Origin of the sequence: Paludibaculum fermentans (genome assembly GCF_051172195.1) — a bacterium.
Lineage (GTDB): Bacteria > Acidobacteriota > Terriglobia > Bryobacterales > Bryobacteraceae > Paludibaculum > Paludibaculum fermentans_A.
The window spans coordinates 316,713-335,725 of record NZ_JBPJAQ010000003.1 but is presented as its reverse complement, the minus strand read 5'-3'; the positions used below and the strand labels follow the sequence as shown (position 1 = coordinate 335,725).

14 protein-coding genes are annotated in these 19,013 nt (G+C 63.6%); 7 read left to right on the top strand and 7 right to left on the bottom strand.

The annotated features are described in order from the left end of the window. The first annotated feature begins 10 nt into the window (after positions 1-10). Positions 11-490: a SixA phosphatase family protein gene (locus tag ACR9Y2_RS35310; RefSeq protein WP_435046606.1), complete on the top strand. Its 480-nt coding sequence runs from the start codon at positions 11-13 to the stop codon at positions 488-490. Here ACR9Y2_RS35310 and ACR9Y2_RS35305 read toward each other — a convergent pair. Then, entirely contained in the window at positions 459-1,781 is a 1,323-nt protein-coding gene (locus ACR9Y2_RS35305) for a CCA tRNA nucleotidyltransferase (protein WP_435046605.1), read from the bottom strand. The genes ACR9Y2_RS35310 and ACR9Y2_RS35305 overlap by 32 nt on opposite strands. A gap of 47 nt (positions 1,782-1,828) precedes the next feature. On the opposite strand from ACR9Y2_RS35305, the gene ACR9Y2_RS35300 reads away from it, so the two are divergent. Next, complete coding sequence (locus tag ACR9Y2_RS35300) at positions 1,829-4,069, top strand: APC family permease (protein WP_435046604.1); 2,241 nt, start codon at positions 1,829-1,831, stop codon at positions 4,067-4,069. Between the two features lie 24 nt (positions 4,070-4,093). On the opposite strand, the gene ACR9Y2_RS35295 is transcribed toward ACR9Y2_RS35300, so the two are convergent. Next, positions 4,094-4,360, bottom strand: coding sequence for a hypothetical protein (locus ACR9Y2_RS35295; RefSeq protein ID WP_435046603.1), 267 nt, complete (start codon positions 4,358-4,360; stop codon positions 4,094-4,096). Positions 4,361-4,463: 103 nt separating this feature from the next. Between ACR9Y2_RS35295 and ACR9Y2_RS35290 the strand changes: the two genes are divergently transcribed. After that, positions 4,464-5,456: an HlyD family secretion protein gene (locus ACR9Y2_RS35290; protein ID WP_435046602.1), complete on the top strand. Its 993-nt coding sequence runs from the start codon at positions 4,464-4,466 to the stop codon at positions 5,454-5,456. Here ACR9Y2_RS35290 and ACR9Y2_RS35285 read toward each other — a convergent pair. The 5 genes from ACR9Y2_RS35285 to ACR9Y2_RS35265 are packed head-to-tail and all read right to left on the bottom strand — an operon-like array spanning position 5,453 to position 9,903. Continuing rightward, on the bottom strand, positions 5,453-6,340 hold the full coding sequence (locus ACR9Y2_RS35285) for a hypothetical protein (RefSeq protein WP_435046601.1): 888 nt from the start codon (positions 6,338-6,340) through the stop codon (positions 5,453-5,455). The two genes, ACR9Y2_RS35290 and ACR9Y2_RS35285, sit on opposite strands and share 4 nt — an antisense overlap. Further along, positions 6,337-7,467 carry a glycosyltransferase gene (locus tag ACR9Y2_RS35280; protein WP_435046600.1) on the bottom strand — a complete coding sequence of 377 codons (1,131 nt, stop codon included), beginning with the start codon at positions 7,465-7,467 and terminating at the stop codon, positions 6,337-6,339. The genes ACR9Y2_RS35285 and ACR9Y2_RS35280 overlap by 4 nt, the downstream gene beginning before the upstream one ends. Beyond that, positions 7,467-7,805, bottom strand: a complete 339-nt coding sequence (locus ACR9Y2_RS35275; protein ID WP_435046599.1) for a hypothetical protein — start codon at positions 7,803-7,805, stop codon at positions 7,467-7,469. The genes ACR9Y2_RS35280 and ACR9Y2_RS35275 overlap by 1 nt, the downstream gene beginning before the upstream one ends. Further along, the gene (locus tag ACR9Y2_RS35270; RefSeq protein WP_435046598.1) at positions 7,802-8,722 is read right to left on the bottom strand and encodes a hypothetical protein; all 921 of its coding nucleotides are present in this window, start codon (positions 8,720-8,722) and stop codon (positions 7,802-7,804) included. The genes ACR9Y2_RS35275 and ACR9Y2_RS35270 overlap by 4 nt, the downstream gene beginning before the upstream one ends. Then, a complete protein-coding gene (locus tag ACR9Y2_RS35265) occupies positions 8,719-9,903 on the bottom strand; it encodes a glycosyltransferase family 4 protein (protein ID WP_435046597.1) in 1,185 nt (394 codons plus the stop codon). The genes ACR9Y2_RS35270 and ACR9Y2_RS35265 overlap by 4 nt, the downstream gene beginning before the upstream one ends. Before the next feature lie 129 nt (positions 9,904-10,032). Between ACR9Y2_RS35265 and ACR9Y2_RS35260 the strand changes: the two genes are divergently transcribed. From ACR9Y2_RS35260 to ACR9Y2_RS35245, 4 genes are all read left to right on the top strand, one after another. Then, complete coding sequence (locus ACR9Y2_RS35260; RefSeq protein WP_435046596.1) at positions 10,033-11,409, top strand: sulfatase-like hydrolase/transferase; 1,377 nt, start codon at positions 10,033-10,035, stop codon at positions 11,407-11,409. A gap of 163 nt (positions 11,410-11,572) precedes the next feature. Continuing rightward, positions 11,573-12,073 (top strand): rubrerythrin family protein, encoded by a 501-nt coding sequence (locus tag ACR9Y2_RS35255; protein ID WP_435046595.1) that lies wholly within the window; start codon positions 11,573-11,575, stop codon positions 12,071-12,073. Between the two features lie 159 nt (positions 12,074-12,232). Beyond that, positions 12,233-14,509 carry a GH92 family glycosyl hydrolase gene (locus ACR9Y2_RS35250; protein WP_435046594.1) on the top strand — a complete coding sequence of 759 codons (2,277 nt, stop codon included), beginning with the start codon at positions 12,233-12,235 and terminating at the stop codon, positions 14,507-14,509. 1,260 nt (positions 14,510-15,769) lie between these two features. Beyond that, on the top strand, positions 15,770-18,910 hold the full coding sequence (locus ACR9Y2_RS35245) for a hypothetical protein (RefSeq protein ID WP_435046593.1): 3,141 nt from the start codon (positions 15,770-15,772) through the stop codon (positions 18,908-18,910). The last annotated feature ends 103 nt before the right edge of the window (positions 18,911-19,013 follow it).

Sequence of the window (19,013 nt, the reverse complement as noted above, 5' to 3'; positions counted from 1 at the left end):
GAAGAGTTCGATGCAGATCTACATCCTCCGCCATGGCATTGCTGAGGATCCCGTAGCCGGTCAGCGGGACTCCGATCGTGCGCTCACCCTAGAAGGCCGCAGAAAGCTGCAGGCCTCTCTCAAACGGGCGTTCGATTCCGGCGTGGCTCCAACTCTCATCCTCACCAGTCCTTACAAGCGAGCCATGCAGACGGCGCAGATCGCCTCCAAAGCCCTCAACTTCGCCGGCGACGTTCTCCAGACGCAGGCCCTTACGCCCGATGCCGATCCTGTCGCTGCCTGGGAAGAGATGCGCCTGCACCGCGATCACCCGCAGATCCTGTGCGCTTCGCACGAGCCTCTGTGCGGCCGGCTGGCGGCCTTCCTGCTCGGCGCTCCCGCACTCGAGATCGACTACAAAAAGGGCGCCCTCATGCGCATCGACGTTGTCAGCGCCGGGCCCAGGCCGCACGGCGTCCTCAAGTGGCTGCTGGCGCCCAAAATCGTTTGACATAGGCGAGCGCTTCCTCTTTGCTGGCCAGTTCACCTTCCAGTTGCTGCTCCTCCACCGCCCGCAGAATCGTCCCCATCGCCGGGCCGGGCTGGTAGCCCAACTCAATCAGATCCCTGCCCGTAATCAGCGGAGGAGGCCGCAACACGTCCTCCGGCAGCTCGGCATACCGCTCCTTCACCGCCTCATAGCTCCGCAATCCGCCCCCGCTGGCCAGGATGTCCAGACGGTGCAGTTCCAGCAGTTGATCGAACCCCGGCTGCCGCACAAAGCGCTTGAAGGCGCCCGCGCCCATCCGCCCGGCGTCCTTGAACTTCATGTGCTGGTCCACCATCTGCTCCACCGCCTCAATCACCTCTGACGGGAAGCGCAGCCGCGACAGAATGCGGCGCGTCATCGCCGCCCCCACATGGTCGTGCCCGTTGAACCGGATTCGATCCTCAAACGTCTGGGTCGGCGGCTTGCCTACGTCGTGCAGCAGGCACCCCAGCGCCAGCTCAACCGGCGGCTGGCCCATTCGCTCCAACAGGCCCAGCGTATGAATCCACACGTCGCCTTCCGGATGGAACTGCGGCGGCTGTTGGACGCCCTTCATCGCTGCCACTTCAGGCAGGATCTCCAGCAGCAGCCCGCTCGAATCCAGCAGTTCAAAACCCCGCCGCGCCCCACCTTCCGTCAGAATCCTGATGAGTTCATCCCGGATCCGCTCGGCGGAAATGCGGTGGATCTGCCCAGCCAGCATCCGGATCGCCACCATCGTGCCGGGCTCGATCTCGAACCCCAGCCGCGCCGCGAAACGCACCGCCCGCAGCATCCGCAGGTGATCTTCCTGGAACCGCTCGGCCGCATCGCCTATCGCGCGAATCACCCCGGCCCGCAGATCGGCCATGCCGCCCAGGGGATCCAGGATCTTGCCCGTCAGCGGCTCCTGCAGCAGCGCGTTGATGGTGAAATCCCGGCGGCACAGGTCCGCCACAACGTCCCTCTCAAATCGAACTTCTTCCGGATGCCGGCCGTTCCGGTAGCTGCTCTCCGTCCGGAAGGTGGCCACCTGGACTTCAACGCCGTCTCTCCGGATGAGCATCACACCGAAGTGCGCACCCACCTCAAGGGCGCCCGGGAACAGCACTTTCAGCTCGGTGGGAGTGGCATCGGTGGTAAGATCGCGATCGTGTACTTCGACGCCAAGTAGTTCGTCCCGCACGCTGCCGCCCACGTAGTAAACCTGTCGGCCGGCGCCATGCAGCCGCGCCGCTACCTCCTTCGACAATCTGGTTAGCAGGTCCGGCATCTCTGTTTGATCGTAGAATAGTTCACTAGAGCACGATTTCATTACCCATGGCTGATACTTTCGACCGGCCTGGCGCAACGACCAAAGTTGTAGTCGCCACTACCGTAGCACTGTCCTTCATCTCCTTCTGGCGCGGCGCCTCCATTGTTCTCAGTGACTTAGCCTCCACCATGTTCTATGTTGGCGGCATCACGGAACAGGCCATCGGCAAGTCCGCCCCCTGGTTCGTCCTCGGTGTGATGTTCTTCGGCTTTGCCGTGCGCAGCATCTACATGGAAAGCTGCGGCATGTTCGTCCGCGGCGGCGTCTATGTCGTCGTCCGCGACTCCATCGGCCCGCGCATGGCCAAGCTCTCCGTCTCCGCACTCGTCGTCGACTACATCCTAACCGGACCAATATCGTCAGTATCAGCCGGGCAGTACCTCGGACGTCTCTTGAACGAACTCTCGGAGTTCGCCCACTCCTCGGTCCGGGTCAACCCAAACTACTTCTCCGCGGTCTTCGGTGTCGTCGTCACCATCTACTTCTGGTGGCAGAACGTCAAAGGTATCCACGAGTCCTCCAGCAAAGCGCTGCGCATCATGCAGATCACCACCGTCATGGTGGTCATTCTCCTCATCTGGTGCCCCATCACCCTGCTGTACCAGGACAATGTTCAACTGCCGCCGGCCCCGACGCTGAAGAACCTCACCTTCGAGCCGCATTCCCTCGGCTGGCTCCATGGCACCATGTGGCCCTCCATCTGGGCCGCCGCCATGCTGATCGCCTTCGGCCACTCGCTGCTCGCCATGAGCGGTTTTGAGACCCTCGCGCAGATCTACCGCGAAATCGCCTACCCGAAGATGAAGAACCTGAAGATCACGGCCAACATCGTGTGCATCTACGCGCTGATGTCCACTGGCCTGGTCTCGCTCTTCGCCGTCATGATCATCCCGGACGCGGTGCGGTCGAAATACTACGACAACCTCATCGGCGGCCTGGCCATGAGCCTCGCCGGGCCGGAGATCCTGAAACTCGGCTTCCACATCTTTGTCGTGATTGTCGGCGCCCTCATCCTGTCAGGCGCGGTGAATACGTCCATCATCGGTGCCAACGGCGTCCTTAACCGCGTGGCCGAGGATGGCGTGCTGGTCCCCTGGTTCCGCAAACCTCATAAGACCTACGGCACCACCTCGCGCATCGTGGGCATGATCACCATCGCCCAGCTCGCCACCATCGTCTTCTCGCGCGGCGATGTCTATCTGCTGGGTGAGGCCTACGCCTTCGGCGTAGTGTGGAGCTTCGCCCTCAAAGGCATGGGCGTCCTCGCCCTTCGCTTCCAGCGGCATGATCAGGAATACAAGATGCCCCTCAACCTGCACTTCGGCAAGTTGGAGATTCCAATCGGCTTGGGCATCACCACCATGGCCCTGTTCCTGGTGGCCATCGCGAACCTGTTCACCAAGAAGATCGCTACCATCTACGGTGTCAGCTTCACCATCGTGCTGTTCCTGGTGTTTACCCTCAGCGAACATCTGAATGCGAAGCGGCGCAAGTCCTCCACGGACGTCAAAGGGCTGGAAGAGTTCAATCTGGACCACCAGCCCCAGATCGGCACCACCAGCATGCACGCGCGCCCCGGCTGCGTGCTGGTCGCCGTCCGCGACCCCTACAACATGGAGCACCTGCGGCGCGTCCTGGAAAAGACCAACCTGCGCCGGCACGACATTGTGGTGGCCACCGTCCGGCCCATCTCCACCGGAGCGGGCGAGTACGGGCTGTCCGAGGACCAGATCTTCAGCTCCTACGAACAGGAACTCTTCTCCCGGGTTGTGACCCTGGCCGAGAAAGAAGGCAAACCCGTCGACCTGCTGGTGGTGCCCGCAACCGACCCATTTGTAGCCATGGTGCAGGCCGCCCAGAACCTGAAGGCCTCGCGGCTCGTCACCGGCGTCTCGCATACCATGGCCAGTGAGGAACTGGCCCGCCGCATCGGCTTGGCCTGGGAGCAGTTGCCGGAACCGCGGCATCCCTTCTCCCTCGAGATCATCGCCCAGGACCGGCAGTCCACCTACGTCAACCTCGGCCCCCACCCGCCCCGGCTCTGGCCAGAGGATGTCGACCGCCTGCACGAAATCTGGCTGCGCCTCACCTCACGCGAAGGGTTTGGCTCGAACCTGCACCACCGCGACGTGGTCGGGGCCGCCCTGCGCCGTCTGGAGCATGAGCTGGACTCCACCCGCCGCGATGAATTGGTCGAGGAACTTAAGAAGGAAATGCGAAACCCGCCGGTCGATTCCGGCAATTAGCGGGATTGGTTTCAGGGCAGCCGGCTACTCGGGCTTCTTGGCCTTATCGTCGGCTTCGGCCGGCGTCGCACCGGGAATTGTGCCCAGTACTTCGTTGAAAAGAGCGGCCTTCTTCAGGTCTTTCTTCGAAGGTGGAATCTCCCCCCTCCGGTACGGACCCTCGTTGTAACACGTGCGGCAACGAACTTTCGCGGGTTCGGAATCAACCAGTGAAAGGATGGAGTGGTTTGTCATCCTTTTGCACTTGACGCAGTAATCGTCAATATCGTCGCCAAGGCGAATCGCAGACATGCGGCCTCCTACCCAAGAGCCACACTTTATCAAAAATCGACCCCAAAAGGCACCTACCCCATACGTGTTACGCCCGGCCGCCCACCCTCGCCTATCATAAAGTATGCGTGGCAAATGGCTTCTGTTCGCCGGCGGAACACTCTTCCTCGCTGCCGGCGGCGGCGCTCTCACCTACTACTTGCGTCAAAAACCGGCTAAACCTGTGCAGGTTGTGGCAACTCCGGTCCTGCCGCCGGGTAGCGAAGTTCACCTCACCGGGTCCATCCGGGCCGTGAACCTGGTGCTCGTGCCGGCTCCGCTCGACGGCGTCGCCGAGGAGTTCCCCGTGAAGCCCGGTGACGAAGTCTTTGAGGGCCAGATCCTGGGGCGCATCTCCAACGAAACATTGAAAGACACGGCGCACGAAGCAGAGCTCGAAGTGGAGCGTGCCCAGGCCAGGGTCAACGAGGCGGAGAGCCAGTTGATCGCCGCTCGCCTGGAGGATTCACGCGCCGCCGCTGACTCCTCCCGGGCGCGCATCGAGTTCCAGCGGGCCGAGCGCAACTTCCAGCGCCAGCAGATGCTGAACACAGAGGGCGCCACGCCTCGCAATACCTATCTCAAGGCGCAGCAGGACTTCGAGGCCGCCAAGAAGGAATCCGACACGCTCCAGGCTCTTTCCAATACCCTGCAGGACCGGGTCCAGGGCCTGATCAAGGACATCGACCTGGCCAAGAAGACCCTGGCCGAAAAAGTGCAGAATCTCGATGCCGCCAAGTCGAACCTCTCGTCATCAGACCTGCTGGCTCCCGTCGACGGGCTCGTCATCTCCATCGCCAAGTCGGCCGGGGAAGAGGTGCAGAAGGGCACCCCGGACCTCATTACCATCGCCACGGACCTGTCTCAACTCGAACTGGTGCTGGAACCGGAACCACCCATCCTGAAGCGGTTGAAGGCCGGCCAGCCGGCCTCGGTTCAGGTGGCCGAATTGCCCGGCAATGGCCTGCCTGCTACGGTCAAGTCGGTGGAAAACGGCAAGGTGGTCATCGAGTTTTCCAGCCCCTCCACCCTGATCCGGCCGGGCATGACGGCCGTCGGCACGCTGAAGCTGAACTAACGGCGAAGAGTTGAGGCGATCGCCAGCGCGGCCTCCCTGGTTCCGTCCTGGCTGGCCGGCTTCCACTCCGCCAGCCGCCCCGCCTGGTCATCGAAGCGCCGCGGGAACGCCAGGGCCGTGTGCCGGTCGCGCGAGAACATCATATCCGCCATGGCGTTGTACCCTGCCCCGGTCACCACATGCGCGGCCCGCGCCATCAGATTGCCGGCCGGATAGTATTCAAAACACCGTACCCCCTCCAGCGCAACATCCCACGGGGTGATAGCCACCGGCTGGCCATGATCACGAGCCAACCCGGCCAGTTGGGTCAGCTCTTCGACCGGTCCGCCATGGACCACCAGGCAGCAACGCCCGCTGCCGAGCAGCCCATCGAGTTCCGGCGGAATCGTGGTCGGCAACAAGCCCGGGCGGAGTCGGATCCGGCCCGGCAAACGCACCAGCGGAACCTGGCTGGCAACCAGGGCCGCCTCGTGCTCCTCCGTCAGCTCCTCGGCTACGACAACCTGGATAATCCCAGCCTGCCAGCCGGGCTCTCCGAGAAACCGGGCAGTGGCCTCCGGATTCAATCGCCGCGCGATGTAGACGGCGGGTGCCGGCAACCCTTGCGACCATTCGCCGCGCATGCCCCTCGGGAAGGTGTCACACACCATCACCTCAGGCCGGACGGCGGCGGCGAACTCCCTCACGCCAGACGGCCAGCGGTCGGCCGGGATCCGAGTGATGGGGCACCGTGCCAGTGGGGCCAGGCCCGCGGCGAACGGGGAGTTCGTCACGATCCGGACGCTCACCCCGAGGGCCTGCAGTTCCAGGCATACCGCCAGCGCCCGGTTCAGGTGGCCCAGTCCCGACCCAGGTGCGCAGTAGAGGACGGACGGCCCGTTCACGGGGCGGCCCGGTGGATGAGGTCCAGGATGATGTCGATCTCAAGCTCCGGTGAGAAGCGCGCCTGGATCCGGGCGCGCACAGCGGCTGACATCCCGGCCAGTTCTTCGTCCGTCAAGGCCAGGGCCCGCCGCGTAGCTGCCCCGGCGGCATCGCGGTTTTCGGCGCGAAAGACGAAGCCGGTGACGCCGTCCTCGACGACATCGCGCATGGCCCCGGCATCGGAGACCAGGGGTACCGCTCCGCAGGCCGCTGCTTCCAGCAGCACGTTGGGCATGCCTTCAAAGGCCGAGGGAATCGCCACGAAATCGCAGGCTGCATACAAGGCCGGCAGTTCCGCCTGGGGCAGGAACGGCAGGCGCAGGCTGCGCGGCGCGATGGCCGGATCGTCCAGGATGCGGGTGGTGTCCTCGTCGAGCTGCCCGGCGACCAGCAGGGAGATCCGCGAGAGCAGCCCGGCATCCCGCACGGCTTCCAGCCAGAAGGGGATCCGCTTCTTGTACTTGAGCTCACCGAAGAGCCCGCAGACGCGGCGGCGGCCCGCGTCGAGCAGCGAACGGACCTCGTCCCGCCTGCGCTCATCCGCCGCCAGCAGTTCCCAGCGCTTCGAATCGACACCGTTCGGCGTCCACATGACTGTCTTGCCGGGGTAGAGCCGCTCGATGCGCTCAGCTTTCTCGGTCGAGACCGTGCCGATCGCCGCCGCCCGCGACAGCGCTTCCCGCACCCAGCCGCCACGGCGAGGGAGGAACCAGTCGCGGTCCAGGTCGTTGCCGCGCACCATGACGATGCCGGGCACGCCCAACCAGGCGCCGAAAGTCGTCGCGACGAATCCGGCCTTTGATGCGCCGAAGCCCACGATGGCGGAGTAGGGCTCGGCCAGGTGGCGCTCGCGCACCAGGCTCCACGCCAGGTTGGGAGCGACTTCAGGCGACCGGTCGCGGCGGACCCGCATGTCAGCGCCCCCGTCGGTGGGGCGGACTTCCACCGGTTCGCGCGCGCCGCCCAGGGCGAGCAGATCCACCACAATCCCGTGCCGCCGCAGGCCGCGCACAATGCGGGCACAGCTCACGGCCATACCGCCCTTCACCGGGGGGTAGTGTTCAGTAACCCAGAGCAGCCGGTCCATTATGTTTCAAACGGATCGTACTCGTCTGAGTCCCCGCCGGTAGCGACGAAGCCCGCGGCGGCGGCAGGATGCAGTGACTCGCGATCACCTTCATTGAAGTACTCCGAGTCGCCATACTGCGTGCGCCCGCCGTAGGTGTCGTAGTACTGATTGCGCGTGGCCGCCTCGCGGGTGAGGTCATTCTCCTCCGGATTCCCACGGGTCAGCATACAGGTGGGACAGGTGCCGGCACCCAGGTGCATCCCGCACAATGCCATCCCGCAACTGGAACAGGCGCCCATCGCGGGCTGGCCGCAGGAGCGCAGGACGAGCAGTCCAACATGTGCCTGGCAGCTCATTTGGCAGCCTCGCCGCCGCGGCCCATGGCGGCATAGAGCCGCAGCAGCATGCCCACCACTTCCCGCGCGGGCGGCGCCTCGGGCGGTGGATCATCCGCCCCTTTGAACAACCAGTGCCGTTCCAGTCTTGCGCCGGTCACACCGTCTTTCTCCAGCAACTGCGCCTTCTCCTTCCGCGGGTCCAGGCGGGCCCGCAATGTAGCCTCGTTCCAGCTGGCCGGCGCGGGCGGCAGCAGGGTCGCCGACGCGGAGCACTTTTTCCGCCACTTTGTCTTGGATTTCACTTTGCCGCGGCCATTGCGGCGCTGCCGCTCGATCTTGGTCCACTCGACGTCGAACTCCAACAGCGCCGTGCTGCCATCCACCAGAGGCAGCCGGACCTCGCACCACGGGTCCTGAAAGATGGTTTCCGTCACTTTGATGAAGCGCCCCGGAGGCACGTTCTGCTTCGACTTCTGCTTGCTTTCGACCGGGCCGGCGAGGTCCATGCGGACGCGGATCTTCTTCGCCGGATCGAGATCCTGGGCCACGTCCCGCAGTCCGGGCTGCAGGCACAACCGGAAGTCGTTGATGAGGTCAGCCTTCTTGAGCCGCGAATGGGTCATGCCAAAGTACACGGCGGTGGCGGTCACCCCCACCGGCAGCAGGAAGGCCCACCACGACTCGGTGAACCCCATGATGAAGAACGCCACGAAGAAGCTGATCACCGCCGCGACGATGCACACGATCATGCGGGTCTTGGCCTTCTTGATGGCCGCGTCGTTCACTTCGTCGAAGTGGGAGAGCTCCGTCATCAACTTCTGGAGCTTGCGCAGCTCCCAGGAACCAGTGATCGTCCGTGTCTGGATGGCAGCCAGCGCCTCCGGGGAAAACCCCTTGAATCGGCCGCGCGCCACGGCCGGCGGTGCCTCAGTCATCGATTGCTTCCTCCTGCTGCGGTCAGAAACCCGTGTTCCAGTTGCCGCTGGATTACCGGCGGCGAAAAACTCGTCTCGGCGCGCTGGCGTGCACCCTGGCTGAGGGATTGGCGCAAGGGCTCGTCCCCCATTAGCCTGCGGATCGCCAGTGCCCACTCCCTGGCGCCGCCCGGCGCGGCCAGCAGTCCTTCCCGGCCATCCTGCAGCCACTCCCGGCAGACCGCCAGGTCGGACGCGATCACCGGCGCGGCAGCGGCCATGGATTCTATCATCTTCACCGGACAGCAGCCCTGCACGGTGTTGCGCGGTGTATCGGCCAGGGGCACCACAGTAAAGCGTACGCGCTGCAGCACCGCGGAGACACCTTCCGGCTCCAGGGGCGGATGCAGCAGGACCCGCTCGGTCAACTGGCGCCGGGCCACGGCGCGTTCGATGGGCCGCGCCAAGCGCGCCTGGCCTCCGTGAAGAATCAGCAGTCGGCCGTCCTCGCAATCGGGCGCGGCCAGCGCGAAGGCATCGATCAGCGCCTCCACCCCTTGCCAGGACTGCAGGCTGCCGATGTAGGCGAACCATTTACCCGAGTCGAGCGCGGGGATGGGCGAGGGTCCGGCGGGCGGCGTGAAGAACACCTGGCGGGCCTCGTTCGGGATGACATCGATCTTCGCCCGGTCGACGCCCAGCCCGGCCAGGGCATCGCGCGTGACAGACGACACACAGAGCACGCGGGCGGCCTCGCGCAGGCACCGGCGCTCCATGTCGCCCAACTTGGCGCGCAGCGCGGAATTGGACGCCAGGGCGGGACGGGAGTAGCCGAGTTCCCAGGTCGGCAGGGCGTTCACTTCGAAGATCACCGGGCAGCCGGGGTGGGCCCGCAGCAGCGGATAGCCGCCCCAGGGATCGCGGAAGACGGCCAGGCTGAGCTGTCCGCGCAGCTTCCTGACGCGGTCAGCCACGAACTGGGCGAAGGCCGTAGCGCGGGCGAGCAGGTCGCGATGGAGTTGCCGGAAGCGATGGATCCCGATTGCGCCTTCCTGCTGGTAGGCGGGCATCTCGGGCGTGCCGAGGCAGATGAGTTCGACGGAGCCAAAGGTCCGCTCGAGCGCGGTGACCATCGAGGCGATGTGGCTCGAAGATCCCTTGGCGCGGGGAAAAATGTCGAACGCGATGTACAGCGTCTTCACGCGTCGGCTGGTCTGCTTTCGAAGAGTGGGCTTCAGACGTCCTCCCGCCTGAAGCAACCTGACTGTAAAGCATACCTCGGGGAGCCTTCACCCCGCACCCGACCGCCTGATATTCTGAGGCGGCACCAGATGAACCGAAGAGACTTCCTCCACAAATCGGCCTTCGCCGGCATGGCCTCGCTGGGCCTCTCACAGGTGGCGCGCGCCGCGAGCACCCCCAACATCGTTCTCATCTTCCTGGACGATTCAGGCTGGGCCGACTTCAAGCCTTTCGGGCATCCCAACTATCCGACTCCGAATGTCGAGCGGCTGGCGAGCGAGGGTTGCCGCTTCAATAACTTCTATGTGCCGCAGGCGGTGTGTTCCGCGTCGCGGTCGGCGCTGTTGAGCGGATGCTATCCCGGCCGGACCAAGGTGTTCGGCGCGCATGGCCCGGGGGCGCGCGGGCTGGACCCGGGCTTCGCCACCATGGGGCAGGTGTTGCAGGCGAGGAACTACCGGACGGCGGTCTTCGGCAAATGGCACGTTGGAGACCAGCCGGAGACCCGTCCGCCGGCGCGGGGCTTCGACGAGTCCTGCGGACTGATGTACTCCAACGACATGTGGGAGTTTCACCCGGAGAATCCGAAGGCCTATGCCAACTTCCCGTTGCAGTTCTGGGAGAACGGCCAGTTGAAGATCCCGCGGGTGACACCGGAGCACCAGCCGATGCTGACGACGTGGTACACAGAGCACGCGGTCGACTTCATCCAGCGCAGCAAGGCCAATCCATTCTTTCTCTACGTGCCGCACTCGATGCCGCACGTGCCGCTTTTCCGCAGCGAAAAGTTCAAGGGCAAATCAGGGGCGGGCGTGTATGGCGACGTGATGATGGAGATCGACTGGTCTGTGGGTGAGATCACGAAGGCGCTGCGCCAGAGCGGGGTCGAGGAGAACACGCTGGTCGTCATGACCTCGGACAACGGTCCATGGACGTCATACGGCAACCATGCGGGCGCGACTCCATTCCGGGAGGCCAAAGGCACGGGCTTCGATGGCGGTACGCGGAGTGCGTGCATCATGCGCTATCCGGGCCGGATCGCGGCCGGGTCGGCCTCATCGAGGGCATTCGGCTCAATTGACCTGCTGCCCACATTCGCCGGACTGGCTGGCGCGCCGCTGCCGAAGAACCCCATCGACGGCCGGAACGTGTGGGACCTCATCGTGGACAAGCCGGGCGCCAGGAATCCACACGACTACTATGCGTTCTGCACCGGGCCCAATTTCGAGGGAGTGATCAGCGGCGACGGGCACTGGAAGCTGCACGTGCCGCATACCTATCGAACACTGGTCGAAGCCGGCAACGACGGCAAGCCGGGCAGATTCCGCCAGGCGTCCATCGAGCTGTCTTTGTTTGACATGGAGAAAGACCCCTTCGAGACGGCCAACGTGATTGGGCTGTATCCCGAGGTGGCCGCGCGGATGAAGATGTACGCCGAGCAGCACCGCAAGGAGTTCTACTCGTAGCCGGCGAGATTTAGCCGCAGGGCAAGGGCAATCCATAATACAGATTTACGGGCCTGATTCAACCTATTTGCGCGTGATATGCTCAAGCCGGCATGCCACCTGCGCCCCACGGTTGAGCGTTGCAGGTTTCATGCTCATTGATTTCATAAGGACGGTATTCACGATGAGCAGCACTACTGACAACTTAAAGGAAGCATTCTCCGGCGAGAGCCAGGCGCACCAGAAGTACCGCGCATTTGCGAAGCGGGCGGAGACCGATGGATTTCCGAATGTGGCGAAGCTGTTCCGGACTGCCGCGGAGGCTGAGCGGATTCATGCGGAAGGGCACCTGCGGAGCCTGGACGGCGTAGGGACGACGAAGGACAACCTGCAGGCGGCCATTGAAGGCGAGACGTACGAGTTCACGACGATGTACCCGCCGATGCTGGAGCAGGCGCTGAAGGACAACCATCGCGCGCGGATCATGTTCGGTTTCGCGATGAAGGCCGAAGCGGTTCACGCGGAGCTTTACAAGCTGGCGCTGCAAGCGGTGGCCGAGGGCAAGGACCTGACCGAACTGAACTTCTATCTGTGTCCGGTATGCGGCCACATCGAGTTTGGGAACCCGCCGGAGAATTGTCCGATCTGCGGGGCGAAGGCGGAACGCTTCAGCCTGGTTGGTTAGCCTGCAACTGCCGTAGAAACCTGCCTGCCGGGCGAAGGCCGATTTTGCCGCCGGCGCGGGGCGGAGGCAAGTCCAACGATGGGCGGAGGGCGGCGTTGCGATTCGGAGCCGCGCGTCTCATTCGGACTAACATAGTAAGTGGATTTAGTCCTTATAACTATGCAACGTCTTCTTCTGCCCTTCCTCTGCCTGTCGCTGGGCTTCGGCGCCGACCGCCTGTCTGACCTGCCCGATCCGCTGGTGGGCACCGACTCGAAATACGAACTCTCCCGCGGGAATACCTATCCGGCCATATTCATTCCCTACGCGATGGCGGCCTGGACGGCGCAGACGGGAGACGGCGGCTGGCCGTATCAGTACGCCAAGGACAACATCCGCGGCTTCCGGATGACGCACCGGCCCTCGGCCTGGACCATCGACTGGGGCTCGTTTTCGATCATGCCAGGGACGGGTCCGCTGAAGGTGCTGCCGGACGCGCGAGGTTCGAAATTCCAGCATGCCAACGAGACGGCGAAGGCGTACCGGTATGACGTGCTGCTGGACGATTACAAGACAAAGGTCTCGATGGCGCCGAGCGCGCACGGCGGGATCCTGCGGTTCAGTTTCCCGAAAGAAGGGAACGCCTGGGTGGTGCTGGACGCCAACAATGGCGGCAGTTCGGTGGAGATCCACCCGGAGTCGAACCGGATCACAGGGACGAATTCGCTGACCGCGCGCGGTTCGGTGCCCGGGTTCGCTGTGTATTTCGTGGCCGAGTTTGACCGGCCGTTTGCGTCGTTTGGAACGTGGGACATCAAGGGCGCGAAGGATGAGGCGAAGACGCGGTCCGGACCGCATACGGGCGCCTATGCGGGCTTCCGCGCGGGCGAAGTGGTGACGGTGCGAGTGGGCACATCGCTGATCAGCCTGGAGCAGGCGGAGCGGGCCATGAAGGCTGAACTGCCGAAGGCGGATGTGGACGCGGCGGCGGCGGCGGCGCAGCAGGTATGGGATCGCGATCTGGCGGTCTTCGATATCCAGGGCGGTACGGCCGAACAGCGGAAGACGTTCTATACGGCTTACTATCATTCGCTGCAATTCCCGCGCATGTTGAACGAGACCGATGCAAAGGGCGGGACGGTGCACTACGGGCTCTACGACGGCGAGGTGCACGCGGGGCCGATGTTCACGGATATCGGTTTCTGGGACGTTTTCCGGGCGCAGTTTCCACTACTGACCATGGTGAATCCGAGCCGCACTGCGGAGATCATGCGGGCGATGGTGCATACGTATGAAGAGGGCGGCTGGATCCCGACGTGGCCGAATCCGATTGAGCGCAATGTGATGATCGGCACGCATGGGGACTCGGCCGTGGCGGATGCCTATATGAAGGGGATCCGCGGTTTCGATATTGAGAAGGCGTATGCGGCGATCCGCAAGGATGCGACGGTGCCGGGCACGGGCGTGTTCAAGGCGCGGCTGGGCATTGAGGACTATTTGAAGCTGGGCTATGTGCCGGCCGACGGCGGTGTGCAGGAGTCGGCGGCACGCACGCTGGAGTATGCGTATGACGATTTCTGCGTGGCGCAGGTGGCCCGGGCACTGGGCAAGAAGGACGACTACGAGCGGTTCATGAAGCAGGCCAAGTTTTACCGCAACCTGTATGACGCGTCCACGGGCTATATGCGCGGGCGAAACCGGGATGGGTCGTGGATGACGCCGTTCGATCCGCTGGACTGGGGCGGAGTGTTCACGGAAGGCAACGCCTGGCAGTGGTTGTGGTCGGTGCAGCATGACGTGCCGGGACTGATGGCGCTGATGGGCGGCCGCGAGTCGTTCCTGAAGAAGCTGGACGAGTTGTTCAGTACAACTACGGACTTCAAGGTGGGCGGCTACAAGCAGGTGATCCACGAGATGACGGAAGCGAAGATGGGCGAGATGGGGCAGTATGCGCACATCAACGAACCGGTACACCATGTGATCTACCTGTACGACTATGCGGGCCAGCCGTGGAAGGCGCAGAAGTGGGCGCACGAGGTGATGGTGCGGAACTACAAGCCGGGTCCGGCGGGTTGGCTGGGCGATGAGGACAACGGGCAGATGTCGGCCTGGTATATTTTCAGCGCGCTGGGGTTCTATCCGGTGAATCCGGGGCAGCCGGTGTATGCGATCGGGACGCCGTTGTTTAATAAAGCGGCCATCCGGCTGGAGAACGGGAAGAAGTTCACAGTGGAAGCGGTGAGGAAGTCGGCGGATGAGATCTACGTGCAGTCGGCGACGCTGAATGGGCGGCCGTTGGACCGGGCCTGGATCTCGCACAGTGAGATCGTGAACGGCGGGACGCTGCGGTTCCGGATGGGTGCGCAGCCGAATGAGAAGTGGGCGACGGGCGGGCTGCCGACGCCGGATGAGATGTTTGCGACGAGCCAGGGTGGAGCGGGCAAGGCAGGCCAGTAAGGCGAGTGTGGCGACTGCCCGGTGAGGCGGCGGGGCGCTGGCGCGTGGATTGGAGCCGCTTGGGGATTCCACCGCTCGATTACTTTCGCGGCTCAATTCGGACGGGCCCAGGCAGCACGTTGAGGGGCTGCGCACGGCGGACGTGTGGCCTGCCGGCCGCGTGGCGCCCCTCTGGTGGAGAGGAGATGTAGTTTTCAAAGAGCATGCCCGGCCCCGCTTTGGGCGTGATCCGAGGCTGGATTCGCGGCAACGATCAGGATGGGCGCTCAGCTAACAGACCGCCAGAATGGCGATGCGAAGCTTCCATGGTCAGTCTCCGGGGGCTATTGGCTCCGTTTCGCAGCCGGACGGACTGCCGGTTGCTGTTGGCTTTGATCGCTCCTGGAGAGTGGATTGCGCCCGCCTTCCGGTGGCGTCCGGGGACTGCGGCTTCGTTTCGCGAGTCGAGCGAAGCCTGAAGTCTGCTGTTGGCTTTGATCGCTCCTGGAGAGTGGATTCCGCCTGCCTTCCGGTGGCGTCCGGGGACTGCGGCTTCGTTTCGTGAGTCGAGCGAAGCCTGAAGTTTGCTGTTGGCTTTGATCCCTCCTGGAGAGTGGATTGCGCCCGCCTTCCGGTGGCGTCCGGAGGCTGTGGTTTCGTTTCGTGAGTCGAGCGAAGCCTGAAGGTTGCTGTTGGCTTTGATCGCTCCTGGGGAGTGGATTGTGCCTGCCTTCCGGTGCGTGCGGGGGCTGTGGCTTCAATTCGCGCGCGGGGTGAGATCTGCACGTTTTTTCTGGCTTTGCGGTCGCCGTGGAGACGGTTCCCTCCCGACACGACCGGCTTGGCGGATTTCTGGTGTAGACCGCAGGCATTCCCGCCGTTGCGCCGCGCTGTTTCGACCAGCGGGCGGACCCGCCAAAATGCTGTTCTCCCGTCATCGCTCATATCTGTCACCTCGCTGAAGGTCATACCAGGGTGAACCAAGCGATTTTGAATGAACCGACGGTAAGTGACTGATCCCAGGGAGAAGAAAAATCCTGATCGCCTGAACTGGTTTTGGCGGAGAGGCCAGAATTGGGGAGAAGTCCGGGAAATTGGGGTGGGCCGGCGCTTTGAAGCGAAGGGCAGGTGCGCGCTTCTGCCGCTGGTCGACCTGCTTGTTCAGCGGGCGGGTGGGCGATGGACTCAGTGGCTGGCGGTGGCGAAGGGACAGCGCCGCAACGAGCGAGAGTGCTCGCGCGCCCTGTCATTCAGCAATCGGGTGGAGGGTAGAATGAAGTCGTGCAACGCACCTCTTTATCCCTTTTAGTGTTGCTCTTCGTCGCCGCCTGCTTCGCACAGACATCGCCTGACTGGTATGCCAAGCCGCAGTTTCTGGCGCACTTCGATTACTCGCGGCAGGCCGAGGACACAGGAATCCCGTTCACTGGGCAGGCGGCGGGCTGGATGCCGGCGTTTCAAGGATACGATGGACCGGGGCGTCGGGAAGCCGGGCTGTGGCATGCGCGAGGCGGCCTCTATTTCGCCATCATGGCGTCGGCGATCCGATGGCAAGGCCTGCCCCACCCCGGCTGGGAGGCCTATCGGATGCGTACGTTGGACGGTGGCTTCACAGACACGGTTGACCACCTCCACGAGAGCTCGCACTATTCCTACACGTTGTCCGCAAAGGAGGTCCGAGATGATGCCGTGTCCACGGCGCTGCGTTTCGTGGACCTGGGGGCGGACGGGATTGTGATCGATGACGCCAGCTGGCAAATAGGGCGGATTCTGAATAATCAGGGGCGGGGCGAGCTGGGCGGATCGTTCGACGCAATTACCATGGACGCGTTCCGTGTGTACCTGCAAGGCAAGTACGATGCGCAGACATTCCAGACGCGCTTTGCCGCGGCGCTGGACTCCTTTGACTATGGAGCCTATATCCGCTCGCAGGGCAACCAGAAAACGTGGAATGCATTTCCCCTGAGCGGCCTGGCGCTGGAATTCCTGCTGTTCCGGCGCGAAGAGTCATTGACCTTTCTGCGGGGGCTCGCGGAGACTACCAAGAGCTACGCCCGGGAACGTTATGGGCGGGAGTTTCTGTTTTCCGTCAATGGCACGAACGACCCGAACGCCTTCTTCTACAGAGACTTTTCGGATTTAAACACCTCGGAACTGAGTTACATCCGCGGAATGGACCACCCCTACGGCGCTCTCGACATCAAAGCGGCGAGGGGCTGGAAGGAGCCGATGGTGGTGGTTCCGATCGCAATGGTGCGCGAATGGGGCGCGACGAATCCACTTTCGAAACCGACGGTGAACCTGGAGCGCGTGATGCTCGCGGACATCTATGCAGCCGGGGGCGTGGGCGGCGCTACACTGAGCAGCCTTGCGCAGACAGCCGAGAAGGTGGGTGGCGCGGCAGTGGCCATGAATGCAGCCTATTCGAATCCCCAACCGGTCGACTTTGAGGTCGTTGCGCGCTATGCGAGTTTCGCGCTCCAGAATCCTCAATTGATTACCCAATTGAAGACTCCAAAGAAACTCGGCCTGTTGCAGGGGGCCTCGGCGATGCTGGGCAACACCATTGTGACGCCAGGGCAGCCCAACGCCGCGGACGGGAGACCGGCCTATGTGGGTACGGCCCGATTGCTCATCGATGGGGGCTTCAGCTACGACTCCATCTTTCTGCCGGACACGAGTTACTCCACGCTGCCGTCCCCCTCAGTGGACGAACTGGCCCGCTACCAGACGCTGATCGCCCCGTCGTTGTTCGCATTGGACGACAACCAGGTGTCCAGCCTGCTGGGGTTCGCGGAGCAGGGCGGGACCTTGATCGTACTCGGGGCGTTTGCCACCAACAACTCGGACCACTCGGCGGCGACCCGTGGAGAATTGCAGGCGTTGTTGTCCAAACCGGGGGCGATCCGCTACGGAGAGGGCAGAATTGTCTACAGTTCCTCGGTTTACGGAGTGGAGTATCAACAGTCGAGCGTCTCCAAACAGCGAAGTACCCGGGCGGCCTTTCAGGCGTTTCTGAGCGCCTACACGGAGCCCGAAGTGGCGGTGGACAGCCCGGAGGCCGTCGTCCATGAACCGGGTGTCACACCGTACTTTTACACCGACCGGAACGGGAACGTGGTGGTCCACCTGGTGAACTACGACTACGATGACGAGTCGGATCAGTTCTATACGAAGACGAATCTCAAGGTGACGGTCAACGTGGGGGACCAGGATGTGGACGAGGTCATTTTGCGCACGCCCGACTCGCCCCTACCCCAGTCGCTCTCGTTTACCCGCAGCGGCAGCAGCTTGACCATAGACGTGCCGGAAGTCGAAGCCTGGGCGGTGCTGGCGCTCCAGAAGAACGCCGCCGCGCCCGAAGTGGCCTCTGCGTCGCCGGCGGCGGAGCTGGAGGCGGGCTCGGGTTCCACAGTCGAATTGAGCGTGGATGCCTCCGATGGCGATGGCAATCCGCTGTCGTGCGTCTGGACAGTGAATGGTGAGATAGTGCCGGCTGCTTTTGGACTGACATATTTGCTGAAACTCCCTGCTTCGGCGCAAGGTGACTACACCGTTTGGGCAACGGTCACGGATGGGACGCAGACCACGCAAAGATCCTGGCTGATCCACGTCCAGGCACGGCGGCAGGCGAGGGTGCTGTTCGACGAGACGCATTGGGAGATCAGCACGTTCGACGCCGCGACCGCCAACCAGATCAGTCCGGGGCATCCGGACTGGGTGAGCCTTGCCGTGCTGGCAGAGATCCTGCGGAAGGAGCACGAGGTATCGCGGCTGGCTGGCTCGTACGGACTGTCCGCTGCGGCGTTGCGCGGCGCGGATGTTGTCGTTCTGGCCCAGCCGAGGTGGGGGCTGAGCACCGAGGAGGCCAGAGCAGTGACGGAGTTCGTCCAAGGTGGAGGCGGAGTCCTCTATCTGTTCAACGCGAATACGAACATGGTTGCCGCCACGTCTTCCATCCTGGAGATGGCCGGAATCGGCCTCGACAAGGCGCCGCTCAAGTCGCCCAACAACACGCTGAACCAGGCCCCGGACAGTTTCTACCTAAGCGGGTTTGCGGGCCACCCGGCGATTGCGCCGGATGCCGCCTTCCATGTGGGTGGAGCCGGCAGCCTGATTCTTTCCGGCGCTGCGACGCCGTTGGCCTGGACAAGTGATCAGGAATGGCGGAGCATCTCGGGCTTGGGTACACAGCAACCGGACGAGCCGAACGGACCATTTGTCGTCGTTGCGGGGGCGGAGTTGGGGCAGGGCCGCATTGTGGTGATGAGCTCCAACACGTTCACGGACGGTTACCTGGGATATGCGTTCAACGACGGGAACGTCTCGCTATTCCGGTCGGTGCTGACCTGGCTGGCTGAGCCGTCGGTGAAGCAACAGCCCGCAGTGACGGACGCCAGAGGAGCCAGCGTCAAGCCATAGCCGATGCCGCGATGGCGAACTGCCCTACCCTGAGGTGGAGGGCCACACTGCAGTGGGAAACCGATGATGGAGAACCGAAGGTGATTGGAACCGCAGGGGTACT